The organism is Micromonospora sp. NPDC049203, assembly GCF_043197215.1.
Taxonomy (GTDB): Bacteria; Actinomycetota; Actinomycetes; order Mycobacteriales; family Micromonosporaceae; genus Micromonospora.
Genome location: NZ_JBICSV010000001.1, coordinates 494,686 through 510,213, shown reverse-complemented (window position 1 = coordinate 510,213; position 15,528 = coordinate 494,686). Strand labels below are relative to the sequence as shown.

At 73.4% G+C, this 15,528-nt stretch carries 15 protein-coding genes; 8 read left to right on the top strand and 7 right to left on the bottom strand.

The features are described 5' to 3' along the window. Nucleotides 1–201: 201 nt before the first annotated feature. Nucleotides 202–1,800 (top strand): phosphoglycerate dehydrogenase, encoded by a 1,599-nt coding sequence (gene serA, locus ACGFIA_RS02390; protein ID WP_357388190.1) that lies wholly within the window; start codon nt 202–204, stop codon nt 1,798–1,800. A 60-nt stretch (nt 1,801–1,860) separates the two neighbouring features. On the opposite strand, the gene ACGFIA_RS02385 is transcribed toward serA, so the two are convergent. Beyond that, on the bottom strand, nt 1,861–2,214 hold the full coding sequence (locus tag ACGFIA_RS02385; RefSeq protein ID WP_357388188.1) for a hypothetical protein: 354 nt from the start codon (nt 2,212–2,214) through the stop codon (nt 1,861–1,863). Nucleotides 2,215–2,539: 325 nt separating this feature from the next. After that, the gene (locus ACGFIA_RS02380) at nt 2,540–3,412 is read right to left on the bottom strand and encodes an FAD:protein FMN transferase (protein WP_393258029.1); all 873 of its coding nucleotides are present in this window, start codon (nt 3,410–3,412) and stop codon (nt 2,540–2,542) included. A 217-nt stretch (nt 3,413–3,629) separates the two neighbouring features. On the opposite strand from ACGFIA_RS02380, the gene ACGFIA_RS02375 reads away from it, so the two are divergent. Beyond that, nucleotides 3,630–4,661: a 3-isopropylmalate dehydrogenase gene (locus ACGFIA_RS02375; RefSeq protein WP_357388184.1), complete on the top strand. Its 1,032-nt coding sequence runs from the start codon at nt 3,630–3,632 to the stop codon at nt 4,659–4,661. A 189-nt stretch (nt 4,662–4,850) separates the two neighbouring features. Next, a complete protein-coding gene (locus ACGFIA_RS02370) occupies nt 4,851–5,945 on the top strand; it encodes a branched-chain amino acid aminotransferase (RefSeq protein ID WP_357388182.1) in 1,095 nt (364 codons plus the stop codon). A 101-nt stretch (nt 5,946–6,046) separates the two neighbouring features. Here ACGFIA_RS02370 and ACGFIA_RS02365 read toward each other — a convergent pair whose 3' ends face one another. From ACGFIA_RS02365 to ACGFIA_RS02350, 4 genes are all read right to left on the bottom strand, one after another. Beyond that, a complete protein-coding gene (locus ACGFIA_RS02365; protein WP_357467140.1) occupies nt 6,047–6,787 on the bottom strand; it encodes a tyrosine-protein phosphatase in 741 nt (246 codons plus the stop codon). A 50-nt stretch (nt 6,788–6,837) separates the two neighbouring features. After that, nucleotides 6,838–7,302: a PRC-barrel domain containing protein gene (locus ACGFIA_RS02360; RefSeq protein WP_357388178.1), complete on the bottom strand. Its 465-nt coding sequence runs from the start codon at nt 7,300–7,302 to the stop codon at nt 6,838–6,840. Between the two features lie 192 nt (nt 7,303–7,494). Beyond that, complete coding sequence (locus tag ACGFIA_RS02355; protein ID WP_357467158.1) at nt 7,495–8,025, bottom strand: carboxymuconolactone decarboxylase family protein; 531 nt, start codon at nt 8,023–8,025, stop codon at nt 7,495–7,497. 2 nt (nt 8,026–8,027) lie between these two features. Then, nucleotides 8,028–8,588 (bottom strand): peroxiredoxin, encoded by a 561-nt coding sequence (locus ACGFIA_RS02350; protein WP_357467161.1) that lies wholly within the window; start codon nt 8,586–8,588, stop codon nt 8,028–8,030. A gap of 314 nt (nt 8,589–8,902) precedes the next feature. Here ACGFIA_RS02350 and cimA point away from each other — a divergent pair, with 314 nt between their 5' ends. Beyond that, complete coding sequence (gene cimA, locus ACGFIA_RS02345; RefSeq protein WP_357467167.1) at nt 8,903–10,501, top strand: citramalate synthase; 1,599 nt, start codon at nt 8,903–8,905, stop codon at nt 10,499–10,501. A 1-nt stretch (nt 10,502) separates the two neighbouring features. On the opposite strand, the gene ACGFIA_RS02340 is transcribed toward cimA, so the two are convergent. Then, nucleotides 10,503–11,483: an endonuclease/exonuclease/phosphatase family protein gene (locus tag ACGFIA_RS02340; protein ID WP_393258022.1), complete on the bottom strand. Its 981-nt coding sequence runs from the start codon at nt 11,481–11,483 to the stop codon at nt 10,503–10,505. A gap of 276 nt (nt 11,484–11,759) precedes the next feature. Here ACGFIA_RS02340 and ACGFIA_RS02335 point away from each other — a divergent pair, with 276 nt between their 5' ends. The 4 genes from ACGFIA_RS02335 (at nt 11,760) to ACGFIA_RS02320 (ending at nt 15,489) form a co-directional block, all read left to right on the top strand. Continuing rightward, nucleotides 11,760–12,287 (top strand): hypothetical protein, encoded by a 528-nt coding sequence (locus tag ACGFIA_RS02335; protein ID WP_357467173.1) that lies wholly within the window; start codon nt 11,760–11,762, stop codon nt 12,285–12,287. 189 nt (nt 12,288–12,476) lie between these two features. Beyond that, complete coding sequence (locus ACGFIA_RS02330) at nt 12,477–13,526, top strand: AAA family ATPase (protein WP_393258018.1); 1,050 nt, start codon at nt 12,477–12,479, stop codon at nt 13,524–13,526. After that, nucleotides 13,523–14,533 (top strand): DUF58 domain-containing protein, encoded by a 1,011-nt coding sequence (locus ACGFIA_RS02325; protein WP_393258015.1) that lies wholly within the window; start codon nt 13,523–13,525, stop codon nt 14,531–14,533. The genes ACGFIA_RS02330 and ACGFIA_RS02325 overlap by 4 nt, the downstream gene beginning before the upstream one ends. Further along, complete coding sequence (locus ACGFIA_RS02320) at nt 14,530–15,489, top strand: VWA domain-containing protein (RefSeq protein WP_357388164.1); 960 nt, start codon at nt 14,530–14,532, stop codon at nt 15,487–15,489. Before ACGFIA_RS02325 ends, ACGFIA_RS02320 begins: the two co-directional genes overlap by 4 nt. The last annotated feature ends 39 nt before the right edge of the window (nt 15,490–15,528 follow it).

The following is a 15,528-nucleotide window of genomic DNA, read 5'->3' as shown; positions in this document are numbered from 1 at the left end:
TGAACGGGGGATGACAGGCGTGCGACGGGCCTGTGTGAGGGCCCTCACCCCGCAGTCCGGGACACGCCGGGCGGGCGGCCACCTACCATCCTTGGTGTGGTGCCCGAGCGCACCCGACGGCCGTGGCACGGATCGGCGCAGGGCGCAGTGCGGCGCCCCGGCGTCCCAGGCCGAACCATTACCGAGCGTCTACGAGGACCGATGAATCCTGTCGTACTGATCGCCGAAGAACTCGCCCCCGCCGCCATCGAGGTGCTCGCGTACGACTTCGACGTGCGCCACGTGGACGGCACCGACCGCCCCGCCCTGCTCTCCGCCCTCTCCGAGGCGGACGCGGTGATCGTACGCAGCGCCACCCAGATCGACGCCGAGGCGATCGCCGCCGCGCCGCGGCTGAAGGTGGTCGCGCGGGCCGGCGTCGGCCTGGACAACGTCGAGGTGCCGGCCGCCACCGCGCGGGGCGTCATGGTCGTCAACGCGCCCACCTCGAACATCGTCTCCGCCGCCGAGCAGGCGGTCGCGCTGCTGCTGGCAGTGGCCCGCAACACCGCCAGCGCCAGCGCCGCGCTCAAGGCGGGGGAGTGGAAGCGGTCCAAGTACACCGGCGTCGAGATCCAGGGCAAGACCGTGGGCGTGGTCGGCCTCGGCCGCATCGGCGTGCTGTTCGCGCAGCGCATCGCCGCGTTCGGCACCCGGCTGATCGCGTACGACCCGTACATCCAGCCGGCCCGCGCCGCACAGCTCGGCGTCCGCCTGGTCGGGCTGGAGGAGCTGCTGCGGGAGAGCGACTTCATCTCGATCCACCTGCCCAAGACGCCGGAGACGGTGGGCCTGATCGGCGAGAAGGAGCTGGCGATCGTCAAGCCGGGCGTCCGGATCGTCAACGCCGCCCGGGGCGGTCTGGTCGACGAGCAGGCGCTCGCCGACGCGATCGCCGAGGGCCGGGTCGCCGGTGCCGGCGTCGACGTGTACGCCAAGGAGCCGTGCACCTCCTCGCCGCTGTTCGCCTTCGACAACGTGGTGGCCACCCCGCACCTGGGCGCCTCCACGAACGAGGCGCAGGACAAGGCCGGTCTCGCGGTGGCAAAGAGCGTCAAGCTGGCGCTGCAGGGCGAGTTCGTCCCGGACGCGGTGAACGTGCAGGCCGGCGGCGTGGTCGCCGAGGACGTCCGTCCGCTGCTGCCGCTGGCCGAGCGGCTGGGCCGGGCGTTCACCGCCCTGGCCGGCGGGGTGGCCGCCAGCGTCACCGTCGAGGTGCGCGGTGAGATCGCCGCCCACGACGTGTCGGTGCTCAAGCTCGCCGCGACCAAGGGGCTGTTCAGCTCCGTGGTGGAGGAGCAGGTCACCTACGTCAACGCGCCGCACCTGGCCGCCGAGCGGGGCGTCGAGGTCACGCTCGCCACGCCGGGCGAGACCGTGGACCACCCGAACCTGGTGACCGTGCGCGGGGCGCTGCCGGACGGGCGTACCGTCCGCGTCTCCGGCACTGTGGCGCACACCGGGACCCGCGACGTGTTCAAGCTGACCGAGGTGGACGGTTTCGACGTGGAGATCGGCGCGGAGGGCATCCTGGTCTTCCTGCGCTACGCCGACCGGCCCGGCGTGGTCGGCACCGTCGGCACGCTGCTCGGCGAGGCCGGCGTCAACATCGCCGCCATGCAGGTGGCCCGCCGCGAGGCCGGTGGCGAGACGCTGATGACGCTCACCGTCGACCAGGCGCTCGGCGCCGACCTGCTCACCTCCGCCGCCGACTCGATCGGGGCGGTCGCGGCCAGCGCGGCCGACCTGCGCGACGTGTAGTCCGGACAGGACAGATCGGGGCCCGGCCGGATCGGCCGGGCCCTTCGTCGTCCCCGTGGGTCAGGAACGGACGCGGGCCGGTGGCGGGTAGACCGAACCGTCCTGGGCGTCGAAGAGCATCAGGTCGTGCTCGCCGGCCAGCCGCTCGATGTCCAGCAGGACCTGATCGGGGCAGGCCGGGTTCAGGTTCATCTCGATGTGGTCGGCGGCCGTGTGCAGCGGCGCCTCCCACGGCGTGCCCGGCCGGGCCGGACCGTCGGGGTAGCTCGCCGTGATCTCCCGGTAGAACGCGACAAGCCTCGGGTCGGGTTGCTGCCTGCCGTGCCAGCCCTCGCGGCACTGCTGCGCCGCCGCCCGCACCTGCTCCGGTGTCGCCCCGTTCGACAGGGCCCACACGCTCAGATCGAAACTCACGGCGGACAGCGTGCCATCCCGGGCCCGCGCCCGTCACCTCTGCCCCACCGTGCGTTCACCGCTGATCCGCGACTTCGTTCACCCGGCGTCCGCTGTGGAGACTCTTGCGTCGAGTTGCGTCGATTCGCTAGCGTACCGGTGCGGTTACCGCTGAGTCGATTCCCGGCCCGTCTTCGGGTGGCGCGGCCGGGCACCCGGCCCCTCGGCCCGCACCCCTCGATTGCGCGAGCCACGCGCACTCGTCGCTGACCGGCCCTCACGGTCGTTGCCGAGACCGTGGGGGCCGATCGCGCTCCCGGCCGGTGTCGTGCGGGCAGGCAGCAGATCAGCGCCGGTGGTGCGCGAACAGCGGCCGGTATTCGCAGTCGTGGCGGAACCAGGCCAGCCCGGCCGGTCCGGCGGCGTACAGGGCGGTGGCGTAGGCGTCGGCGACGGCCAGGTCCGGACCGATCACGGTGGCGGCCGACAGGCGATCGGTCGGCTCGCCGGTGTGCGGGTCGACGACGTGCCCCCGCCGCCCGGTGACACCGGAGGTGCCCACCGCGCCCGACGTCATCTCCAGCACGACCGGCGTACGCCTGGTGTCGGTGGGGTGGTGCACCGCGACGCGCCACGGCCCGCCGTGCGCCGCGCGCCCGCGTACCGTCAGGTCGGCGCCGCTGAGCACGGCGTAGTCGTCGATGCCGGCGGTGCGCAACCGCGCCGCGGCCCGCTCCACCGCCCAGCCGCCGAGCAGGCCGCCCGGGTCGAAGCCGCCGGGCACGGCCCAGGCGTCGAACCAGCCGTCGGTCGCGGCGCGCATGGCGGCGCAGAGGTCGACCAGGTCGGCCAGCGGGGGGTACGAGTCGGGGCTGATCTCGTCGCGGCGCAGCCGGGAGACCAGGCTCTCCGGCCGGTTCGGGCCGTAGGTCAGGTCGATGGCGCGCAGCTCGGCGACGGCGTCGCGCAGCGCCTCGCCGACCACCCGGTGCCCCAGCCACTCGGGCGCGTTGAGCAGCAACGTGTAGTCGGCGGTCGAGGTGCTGACCGTGTGCCGGACGCTGATCCGGCCGGACGCGCCGGCACCGGGCCGCTCGACGCGGTGGCTGCTGGCGCCCAGGTGCAGGTCGGGGCGGACCGGGCGGAAGGTGGACTGGTCGACCCAGCGGGTGCGTGGCTGTTGGTCCGCCCAGTGGGCCCGCCGGTGCTCGATCCGCATGACACCTGCCCCCTCGTGGTCGCCGCCGTGTCACGGCGGTGGCCGGTCCCGGGCTTCGTCGACCCGGTGAACCCGACCCTAAGCAGTGGAGATGACCACACCATGAGTGCCGGCTGGGAGCATCCTGTGATTGAGGATTCCCGAATGGTGGACGATTCGTACCGGGAGCCGGGACGACGGCTACCGTGGCGCCTAACGACGAGACGAGGAGCGTCAGGTGGCACACATCGCGGTGGTGGCCGGCGACGGCATCGGACCCGAGGTGGTCGCGCAGGCCCGCAAGGTCCTCGACGCGGTGGTGCCCGGGATCGAGGCCACCGAGTACGACCTGGGCGCGGCGCGCTATCACCGCACCGGCGAGGTGCTGCCCGACTCCGTCCTCGACGAGCTGGCCGGTCACGACGCCATCCTGCTCGGCGCGGTGGGCGACCCGACCGTGCCGCCGGGCGTGCTGGAGCGCGGTCTGCTGCTCAAACTGCGGTTCGCCTTCGACCAGTACGTCAACCTGCGCCCGTCCCGGCTCTGGCCCGGCGTGGCCGGTCCGCTCGCCGCGGTCAAGCCCGGCGAGGTCGACCTCGTGGTGGTCCGCGAGGGCACCGAGGGGCTGTACGCGGGCGCCGGCGGCGCGCTGCACCGGGACACCCCGGCCGAGGTGGCCACCGAGGAGAGCCTGAACACCCGGCACGGCGTCGAGCGGGTGATCCGCGACGCGTTCGCCCGCGCCGGCCGCCGGGAGCGCCGCAAGGTCACGCTCGTGCACAAGACGAACGTGCTCACCCACGCCGGGTCGCTCTGGGCGCGCGCCTTCGCCGCGGTGGCCGCCGAGCACCCGGATGTGACCACGGAATACCAGCACATCGACGCCGCCGCGATGTTCCTGGTGACCAACCCGTCCCGCTACGACGTGGTGGTCACCGACAACCTCTTCGGCGACATCCTCACCGACATCGCCGCCGCCGTGACCGGTGGCATCGGGCTGGCGGCCAGCGGCTGCATCAACCCCGAGGGGCGCTACCCGTCGATGTTCGAGCCGGTGCACGGCTCGGCGCCGGACATCGCCGGCCAGGGCGTCGCCGACCCGGTCGCCGCGGTGCTGTCCGCCGCGCTGCTGCTGGACCAGCTCGGCCACGCCGACGCCGCCGCCCGGGTCACCGCCGCGGTCGGCACCGAGCTGGCGGGGCGTACGCCGGGGGCATCGCTGCGCACCGAGGAGGTCGGCGACCGGCTCGCCGCGTACGCCGTAGCCTGACCGGGCCGACCCTCCTGGCGGCCCGGTACCGGGCCGCCAGACCCGTCACCGGGCCCACCCCGACCGTCCGGCGCGTCGCGTCCGCCGGGGCGGCGCTATCCGCTGAACGACCGTTCGGGGTAAGTTTCTGGCACCAGTGACGTCGGCGTGCGATCCCGCACGCCGGGAACCCGCAGGGAGGTCAGCGCGATGAGCGGTGGTGACATGCTCGATTTTGAGATCCGTCCGAATCCCGCGCCGGTATCCGCCGCCGACCGGGCCGCCCTGCTGGCGAACCCGGGCTTCGGCCGGGTCTTCACCGATCACATGGTCACGATCCGCTACGCCGAGGGCAAGGGCTGGTACGACGCCCGACTGGAGGCGCGCGCGCCGATCCCGATGGACCCGGCCGCGGCGGTGCTGCACTACGCGCAGGAGATCTTCGAAGGGCTGAAGGCGTACCGCACCGGTGACGCGGTGACGATGTTCCGCCCGGAGGCCAACGCGGCCCGGTTCGTCGCGTCGGCCCGCCGGCTGGCCATGCCGGAGCTGCCGGAGGCGGCGTTCGTGGATTCGCTGCGCCGCCTGGTCGAGATCGACCAGGCGTGGATCCCGGAGCACGAGGACGCCAGCCTCTACCTGCGTCCGTTCATGTTCGCCAGCGAGGTGTTCCTCGGCGTCCGCCCGGCGAACGAATACCTCTACTGCGTGATCGCCTCGCCGGCCGGCGCGTACTTCGCCGGCGGCGTGAAGCCGGTGACGGTGTGGGTCTCGCCGGACTACACCCGGGCCGCGCCCGGCGGCACCGGCGCGGCCAAGTGCGGCGGCAACTACGCCGCCTCGCTGGCGGCGCAGGCCGAGGCGATCGAGGCGGGCTGCGACCAGGTGGTGTTCCTGGACGCGGTGCAGCGGCGGTACGTCGACGAGCTGGGCGGCATGAACGTCTTCTTCGTCTACGACGACGGCAGCATCGTCACCCCGCCGCTGGGCGGCACGATCCTGCCGGGCATCACCCGCGACGCGATCCTCACCCTGGCCGCCGAGGCCGGGCACGAGGTGCGGGAGGCGCCGGTCAGCTTCGACGACTGGCAGGCGGACGCCGCGAGCGGGCGGCTGCGTGAGGTGTTCGCCTGCGGCACCGCCGCCGTGATCACCCCGATCGGCGGCGTGCGCTTCCCGGACGGCGAGTTCCTCATCGGCGGCGGCGAGCCGGGCCGGGCCACCACGGCGTTGCGGCAGAAGCTGGTGGACATCCAGCGCGGCCGCGCCGAGGACCGGCACGGCTGGGTCACCCGCGTCCTCTGACTGTCCTCCCGCGGTGATCAAGGAGTTTGCGTCCGGTTCCGGCGCGGACGAGGACACCAACTCCTTGATCACCGCTGGGCAGGGTCGGGGCGGCGCGGCGGTCAGTCCAGCAGGTGGGTGCGGAGGGACTCCAGCTGCGTCTCGGTGACGCCGGCGTGGGCCAGGTAGCCCTCGACGGAGCCGTAGCCGGTGCGCAACTCGGCGAGGAACAGCTCCATCGTCTCGGCCGGTGACTCCAGGAACGGCGGCGGTGGTTCCTCCGCGTCCGGCAGCGTGGCGCGGACCCATTCGGTGAAGCGCCGCGACGCGGCGGTGCTGAGCGCGTAGTCGGCCACCACGTCCTCGTCGGGCACCCCGAGCACGGAGAGCGTGAGCGCGCAGACGATGCCGGTGCGGTCCTTCCCGGCGACGCAGTGCACCACCACCGGCGCGTTGGCGCTGTCGGCGATCAGCCCGACCGCCTCGGCGAGCCCCGCCGTGCCGGTGCGTGCCAGGTCGGCGTACCGGTCGGCCAGGTAGCGGGCCAGGCTGACGCCGGAGTCACCGAACCGCTTCGCGCCCCAGTCGGCGTGCTCGGGGTGGATGTGCCGGTAGGCCAGCCCGTCGTAGGCGGGCACCCGGCCGTCGCGTTCCACCTCTGACGGCCGGCGCAGGTCGATCACCGTGCGGATGCCGAGCGCGGTGAACGCGCTCCGGTCGGTCTCGTCGATGCGGTGCAGCGAGTCGGAGCGGTAGAGGCGGCCGCGACGCACGGTGCGCCCGTCGCGAGCGGCGTACCCACCGACGTCGCGGAAGTTGAACAGGGTGGGGAAGGGGCTCTGCGGGGCGTCCACACCCGACACGGTAACGGCCGGCGGGCGTCAGCACGTCCCCGCCGGCCGTCGCCGAGCTGTCAGATGCGCGGCGGTACGTCCGGCGGCAGCGCCGAGTGGCTCTCGCCGTAGTAGCCGCCGAGCCGGTCCCGGTAGCCCGGGTCGGCGTGGCTGGACTCGTCGTACTCCGGGGCGGCCTTGATCTGGTCCTTCTCCCGGTCGACGTGCACGGTGCGGGCGTCGTGGTCGACGTGGTTCACGGTGCCGGCCGGGAGCATCACCTTCTTGCCGAAGATCCACGGCCCGGTGTCCACGACCAGGTAGCTGTCGTCCACCTCGTGGCTCGCCCGGTCGATCTTGCCGATGGCGCCGTCGGTGGCCTCGACCTTGTAGCCGGTCAGGTCGGCGCTCGCGACGCCCGCCTCGTCGCGGTAGCGCCACGGGTCGAAGGCGCCCGCCGGAGCGCCCCCGGCGACCGCGCCCCGGCCGTCGTCGAGGATCGGCTCGGTGCCGCCGTGCGTGCTGCGTGGGTCCAGTCCGTCCATGTGCCGCCTCCCGTCCCCAGGGCCGCGGCCGTCGCGGCGCCGTCGTCAGTCGGGACGGTTACCCACCCTGTCCGGGCGCCAACCCGCCGGCGGCCGACCCGCCGACGCCGAAGGGCCGGCGCCACGGTGGTGACGCCGGCCCCTCGGGCCGTCAGCCGCGCGGTGACCGGTCGGGCCGCGCGGGCCGGTGGGTCAGGCCAGGGCGGCCTCCGCGTCCAGGGTCACCGCGGCGGCGTGTACGACGGCGGCGATCCGCAGTCCCTCGTGCACCTGCTCACGGCTGAACCCGGCGGCGCGCAGTGTCTTCTCGTGCGACTCCAGGCAGACGCCGCAGCCGGTGATCGCCGAGACGGCGAGGCACCACAGCTCGAAGTCGGTCTTCTCCACGCCGGGCCGGGCGATGATCTGCATCCGCAGCCGGGCCGGCAGCGACGCGTACTGCTCGTCGCCGATCAGGTGCTTGGCCCGGTAGTAGACGTTGTTCATCGCCATCACCGCGGCCGCGCCCTTGGCCGCCGTGACCGCCTCGGGCGTGAGGTGACCGGCCGCCTCGGCGGCGATCTCCCGCAGCACCACCGGGTTGCGGGCCGCCACCGCGCAGGCCAGGGCGGTGCCCCAGGCCTGCTCCGGCTTCAGCGTCGAGGTGGTGATGGTGGAGCCGAGGTTGAGCCGGATGTCCTTGGCGTACTCCGGCAGGCCCGCCTTGATCGCGTCCAGACCCATGGTCAGGCCCCGGCGCCGGCGAGGAGCGCGTTGGCGTCGAGCGTCGCGCCACCGGAGTTCCAGTTGCACGGGCACAGCTCGTCGGTCTGGAGCGCGTCGAGTACCCGCAGCACCTCGGAGACGTTGCGGCCGACCGAACCGGCGGTCACCATGACGAACTGGATCTCGTTGTTCGGGTCCACGATGAAGGTGGCCCGCTGGGCGACACCGTCGGAGCCGAGCACGCCGCAGGCGGAGGTCAGCTCACGCTTGATGTCGCTGAGCATCGGGAAGGGCAGCTCGCGCAGGTCCGGGTGGTCCTTGCGCCAGGCGTAGTGGACGAACTCGTTGTCGACGGAGACGCCGAGCACCTGGGCGTCGCGGTCGGCGAACTCGCCGTTGAGACGGCCGAACTCGGCGATCTCGGTCGGGCAGACGAAGGTGAAGTCCTTCGGCCAGAAGAACACGACTCGCCACTGGCCCTCGTGGGACTTGTGGTTGATCGTCTCGAACGCCTTGTCGGCGTCGAGCGACACGCAGGCGGTGAGTTCGTACTCGGGGAAGTGGTCACCGACAGTGAGCACGGGTCCTCCTTGAGCGTGGCCCGGCGATACCGCCGGGCCAGTAACTGGATCAGTTCAAGATTCTTCCGGAGCGCGGTTCGTGCTCGTGGCGGGCGTCGCCGGGTGTGAAGGTGATCACCGGCCGGGTCGTCGTCCCGAAATATGGGTTAGGCCTCCCAAAAACCGGGGTGGGGTGGCAGAGTACGTGTCGTGACCAGCTTCGTCCTGATCATTAGCAGCTAGCGCGCCGGCTCTCCCTCGCCGAGCGCGCAGACCTCCCGCATCCCGCGGGGGGTCTTTTTGTTTGCTCCCCAGGGCACGAGAAGAGGACTCCGATGACGTTCCAGGTGTACGACACGACGCTGCGTGACGGCGCGCAGCGCGAAGGGCTCACGTACTCGGTGGTCGACAAGCTGGCGGTCGCCCGCCTGCTGGACGACCTCGGAGTCGGCTTCATCGAGGGCGGCTGGCCGGGCGCGGTGCCGAAGGACACCGAGTTCTTCCGCCGCGCCCGCACCGAACTGAAGCTGCGGCACGCGATCCTGGTCGCCTTCGGCGCCACCCGCAAGGCCGGCCTCGCCGTCGAGGACGACCCGCAGGTGCGCGGCCTGCTCGACGCGCAGACCCCGGCCGTCGCCCTGGTCGCCAAGGCGGACCTGCGGCACGTGGAGCGCGCGCTGCGCACCACCGCCGAGGAGAACCTCGCCATGATCCGCGACACCGTGTCGCACCTGGTGGCGCAGGGGCGGCGCGTCTTCGTCGACGGGGAGCACTGCTTCGACGGGTTCCGGTTCGATCCCGGCTACACCACAGCGGTGGCGGAGACCGCCCTGGCCGCCGGCGCCGAGCGGTTCGTGCTCTGCGACACCAACGGCGGCATGCTGCCGTCGCAGGTCACCGCCGTGATCGAGGGACTGGTGGCGCGGACCGGGATCGCGCCGGAACTGCTCGGCATGCACGCGCAGAACGACACCGCCTGCGCGGTCGCCAACACGATCGCCGCGGTCGAGGCGGGCGTCCGGCACGTGCAGGGCACCGCCAACGGGTACGGCGAGCGCCCCGGCAACGCCGACATCTTCGCGATCGTCGCCAACCTCCAGCTCAAGCTGGGCATGCCCGTCCTACCGGAGGGCTGCCTGGAACAGATGGTGCGGGTCTCGCACGCCATCGCCGAGATCGCCAACATCGCCCCCGACACCCACCAGGCCTACGTCGGGGCCGCCGCCTTCGCTCACAAGGCGGGGCTGCACGCGAGCGCGATCAAGGTCGACCCGTTGCTCTACAACCACGTGGAACCCGCTGTGGTGGGCAACGACATGCGGATCCTGGTGACCGAGATGGCCGGCCGGGCCAGCATCGAGCTCAAGAGCCGCGAGCTCGGTCTGGACCTGGCCGGCCATCCGGACGCTCTGTCCCAGGTCACCCGGCGGGTCAAGGAGCTGGAGGCCGACGGCTGGTCGTTCGAGGCCGCCGACGCCTCGTTCGAGCTGCTGGTCCGCTCCGAGCTGCCCGATGCCGCGCCGGCCCGGCCGTTCGCGCTGGAGTCGTACCGGGTGATCGTCGAGCACCGCGAGGACGGCGCGGTGGTCTCCGAGGCGACGGTGAAGATCCGGGTACGCGGCGAGCGGGTGATCGCCACCGCCGAGGGCAACGGTCCGGTGAACGCGCTGGACGAGGCGCTGCGCGTGGGCCTGGCCCGGCACTACCCGGAGCTGCGCGAGTTCGAGCTGGCCGACTACAAGGTGCGCATCCTGGAGGGCACCCACGGCACCGGCGCGGTCACCCGGGTGCTCGTGGAGACCGCCGGCGTCGGGCGGGACTGGACCACAGTGGGCGTGCACCCGAACGTGGTGGAGGCGAGCTGGCACGCGCTCGTCGACGCGCTCACCTACGGCCTGGACCGGTCCCGGGTGGCGGGCGGTACGGCCGCCTGACTCAGCCGGCCGGCAGGCGCAGCTCGGCCAGCAGCGCGCGGTGGTCACTGCCGGGCACCGGAAAGGTGCCGGCGGCGACCACCGCGACGCGCCGGTGCACCAGGACGTGGTCGATGGTGATCGGGGGGATCGGGTCGCCGTCGTACGGGCCCCAGGTGCCGCCGAACCCGGCTCCGGCCGCGTCCGCCGCGTCGGTGTAGCCGGTGGCGATCAGGTTCCGCAGCGCCGCGTGGTCGAGCGTGGCGTTGAAGTCCCCGGCCAGCACGCTCAGCCCGCCGTCGGGGGTGGCCGGTGGCTGGGCGCGCTGGTCGGTCCACCAGTCCGGGACCACGTCGAGGGCGTACGGCGCGGCCGGGTGCGCGGACTCCACGCGAAGCGGCGGCGCACCGGGCACCGCCACAGTCGCGTACGCCTGGGTGAAGAAGAAGCCCTGGTTGCGGCGGTGACCGCCGTCGCGCAGCGGGTGGCGGGCGTAGACGCCCGAGCCGGTCGAGCCGACCTCCGGGTTCGACGACCGGTGCGGCAGCAGCGTGGCCAGGCCGAGCCGGTCCAGCTCGGCGGCCAGCGGCGGGGTGAGTTCCTGCACCGTGAGCACGTCCACCCGCCGCGTGCGGACCAGGTCCACCAGTGCGGCCGCATCGGCCGAGCCGAGGCGCAGGTTGGCGGTGAGCAGGCGTACCGTCGGCCCGTCTGCGGCGGGCCGGTCGCCGGGTATCGCGCGGGGCGCCACCGCGCCGATCAGCGCCAGCGCGGCCAGCACCGCTACCGCCGCCGGGGCACGTCGCCGCAGGGCGAGCGCCGCCAGCGCCACCACCGGGGCCGTGGCGGCCACGTACGGCGTGAAGGCGATCGCCTGGACCAGCGGACCGCGTTCCAGCCCGGTCAGGCGGATCAGCGCCCACGCGGCGACCGGCGCGACAGCGAGCCAGCACGCGGCAGTGGCCGGGCGTCCGCCCCGAGGCGGCCCCGACATGGTGATCATGGCGGTCAGACTACCCGGGGCGACGCCGGCGCGACGCCCTCCGAAACAATTTCGCGAATTGTTCCTCGCAATTTTGCGCATCTTTCCCGTGGCTCGGACACGCAATGACGCTATTGACCCCCCGCATTTTCCGGTGCTAGGTTCCACCTGATTGAGATGTCGCGACTCTCTGCGGTAAGGCCAGCTCACAAGCGGTGCGCTCCCGGCGGAATCCCGATGATCCGCAATTCGACGCGCGCAGTCGCCGTATCACCACGGCCTACCAAGGGAGAACTCATGGCCACATTCTTCAAGCGAAAGGCGACGGTGGTGGCGCTCGCCGCGCTGTCGCTCAGCCTGGCCGGTGGCGGGATCGCCGCGGCCGCCCAGCCGGAGGCGAAGCCGCAGCCGCAGCCCGGCGTCCGGCACGCCACGGCGCAGCCGCCGGTGACCGCCGTCGAGCGGCAGGCCGCCCGCACCGCCATGCGGGCCACCCTGGCCCCGCCCGCCGCCGGGCAGGTCGCCTGGGCCGTCGTCGCGGCCAACGGGACGCTGCTGCAGCACTCCGGCAACGTGGTGTCCGCGTTCCGGTTCGCCCCGGGCACCGGGGTGTCCCCCGGGCAGTACCAGGTGCTGCTGGACTACAACGTGTCCGCCAAGGCGTACGTGGCGACCATCGGCACCAACGACACGGCGAACGTGCCGCCGGCCGGTGAGGTGTCGGTCGCGCCCCGCACGCTGACCCCGAACGCGGTCTTCGTGCAGACGCGCAACTCCACCGGCGGTGCCGCGGACCGGCCGTTCCACCTGGTCATCGCCAACTGACAGGCCCCACCCCGCACCGGCCCCCGCTCCGGCGGGGGCCGGTGTGTTCCGTGCCGGTCCGGCCGGTGCCGCGCCGGTTCGTGCCGTTGCGCCCCGGCTGGGGAGATGCTGCCGGTCCGGCCCGGCGACCACCGCCCAGGGGCCGATAATCCGACGTTTGTCGCCGGTCCGGCACGGGAAGCAAGCACCGTGACGGACATCTCGGACACCCGCGCCAGCGTGCCCAGCCCGGTCGATGCCGACGCGAGCGGCGTCGAGCTGGAACAGACCCTCGCCGAGGTCAGACGCGTGATCGTCGGGCAGGATCGGCTCGTCGACCGCCTGCTCACCGCCCTGATCGCCGACGGGCACTGCCTGCTGGAGGGCGTACCGGGGGTGGCGAAGACGCTGGCGGCGCAGACGCTCGCCACAGTGGTCGGTGGCACGTTCTCCCGCATCCAGTTCACCCCCGACCTGGTTCCCTCCGACATCGTCGGCACGCGCATCTACCGCGCCTCCACCGAACAGTTCGACGTGGAGCTGGGGCCGATCATGGCGAACCTGGTGCTCGCCGACGAGATCAACAGGGCCCCGGCCAAGGTGCAGTCGGCGCTGCTCGAGGCGATGGCCGAACGGCAGGTCTCCATCGCCGGCCGGAGCTGGCCGGTGCCGGACCCGTTCCTGGTCCTGGCCACCCAGAACCCGATCGAGTCCGAGGGCGTCTACCAGCTCCCCGAGGCACAGCGCGACCGCTTCCTGATGAAGGTCGTGGTCGACTACCCGAGCGACGCCGACGAGCTGGCCATCCTCTACCGGATGAGCACCGCGCGACCCACCGCGCGTACCGTGCTCGATCCGGTCCGGCTGCGCGACCTCCAGCGCCGCGCCACCGACGTCTTCGTCCACCACGCGCTCGCCGAGTACGTGGTCCGCCTCATCCTCGCCACCCGCGACCCGGAGCGCTTCGGCCTGGCCGACGTCGCGCCCCTGCTGGCGTACGGGGCCAGCCCCCGGGCCACGCTCGGCCTGGTCGCCGCCGCCCGCGCCCAGGCGCTCATCCACGGCCGGGACTACGTGCTCCCCGAGGACATCAGGGAACTGGCGGTGGACGTGCTGGCGCACCGGCTCGTGCTCTCCTTCGACGCCATCGCCGACGGGATCTCCGGCGAGGACGTGGTGCGCCGGGTGATCGAGGCGGTGCCGCCGCCCCGGCTGGTGAACGGACCCACGGAGACGGTGTCCGACCTGGCGGCGGCATGACCGGCGCGGCCGAACCCGGGCTCGCCGATCTCGCCCCGGACCAGCGGCTGCGCCGGCTGGAGCTGACTGTGACCCGGCGGCTCGACGGCCTGCTGCACGGCCGTTATCGCGGCCTGCTGCCCGGTCCCGGCAGCGAGGCGGCCGGCAGCCGCGAGTACCGGCCCGGTGAGGACGAGGTACGCCGGATGGACTGGGCGGTCACCGCCCGGACCACGGTTCCGCACGTACGGGAGGTCGACGCGGACCGGGAACTGACCACCTGGCTGCTCGTCGACGCCAGCCCCAGCATGGAGTACGGCACGTCCACGCTGGACAAACGAGAACTCGCGGTGGCCGCCGTGGCGGCGATCGGCTTCCTCACCGCCGGAGTCGGCAACCGGCTCGGCGCCCAGGTGCTCACCCTGGACGGGCTGCGCCGGTTCCCGGCCCGCAGCGGGCGTACCCATCTGCTCGGGCTGCTCCGCGCGCTGCTCGGCGCCCCGCGTACCGGCGAGTTGCCGGACTCCGACGGCGCGGCCGGCGCGGGCCGGACGGACGCGGCGCCGGGCCTGGTCGACGGGCTGGACGGCCTCCAGCGCGTGGCCACCCGGCGCGGGCTCGTGGTGATCGTCTCCGACTTCCTCGACGAGCTGCCCGACGACCCGGACGCCGCGCCGCCGCCCTGGGCCGCGGCGCTGCGCCGCCTCGCGGTACGGCACCAGGTGCTCGCGGTCGAGGTGACCGACCCGCGCGAGCTGGAACTGCCGGACGTCGGCCTGGTCACGCTGGTCGACCCGGAGAGCGGCCGGCACCGCGAGGTGTGGACCGGCGACCCGGGTCTGCGCGAGCGGTACGCGCGCGCCGCCGCCGAGCAGCGCGACCAGGTACGCCGCACGCTGCGCCGGGCCGGCGCCACCCACCTGGCGCTGCGCACCGACCGGGACTGGTGCGCGGACGTCGTCCGGTACGTGCACGAGCAGCGCCGGCTGGCCACCGTGCCGGCCGCGGCCCGCGGAGGTGTCGCATGACCTGGCAGTCACCCGCCCGCCTCTGGCTGCTGCTCGCCGTCGTCGCGCTGGTCGCCGGCTACCTGGTGCTGCAACGGCGGCAGAGCCGGTACGCGGTGCGCTTCACCAACCTGCGCCTGCTCGACCGGGTCGCACCGCGCCGCCCGGCCTGGCGGCGGCACGTCCCGGCGGGCCTGTTCCTCGCCATGCTGGCGCTGCTCGTGGTCGGGTTCGCCCGGCCCGAGGCGGAGGTGCGGGTGCCCCGGGAGCGGGCCACGGTGATGGTCGCGGTGGACGTCTCCACCTCGATGCTCGCCGGTGACGTGGACCCGGACCGGTTGACGGCGGCCAAGGAGGCGGGCCGGCGGTTCGTCGACGGGCTGCCCGACGAGTTCAACGTCGGCCTCGTCGCGTTCGCCGGCAGCGCGGCGGTGCTGGTGCCACCGAGCACCGACCGGGAGGCGCTGCACGACGGCATCGGGCGGCTGGCCGAGGGCATCACCGGCGTGCAGGGCACCGCCATCGGCGAGGCGATCAGCACCTCGCTCGGCGCGGTCAAGAGCCTGGACGCCACCGCCGCCAAGGACCCGCCGCCGGCCCGGATCATCATCCTCTCCGACGGCGCGAACACCTCCGGCATGGACCCGATGGAGGCCGCCGACCAGGCGGTCGCCGCGAAGGTGCCGGTGCACACCATCTCCTTCGGCACGCCCGGCGGCTCGGTCGACAGGGGAGGCCGGGCGATCCAGGTGCCGGTGGACGGCCAGACGCTGCGGGCGGTCGCCGAGGCGACCGGCGGCGGCTTCCACGAGGCGTCCACCAGCGCCGAGCTGAAGGACGTCTACGAGGACATCGGCACCTCGGTGGGCTACCGCACCGAGCGGCAGGACGTCTCGGCCCGCTTCATCGGCCTCGGACTGGTCCTGGCGATGGGCGCCGCGGCCGGCTCGCTGCGGTGGTTCTCCCGGCTGCCCTGACCCGCACACCACTACCGCACGACACGTGAGGAGCCAGGC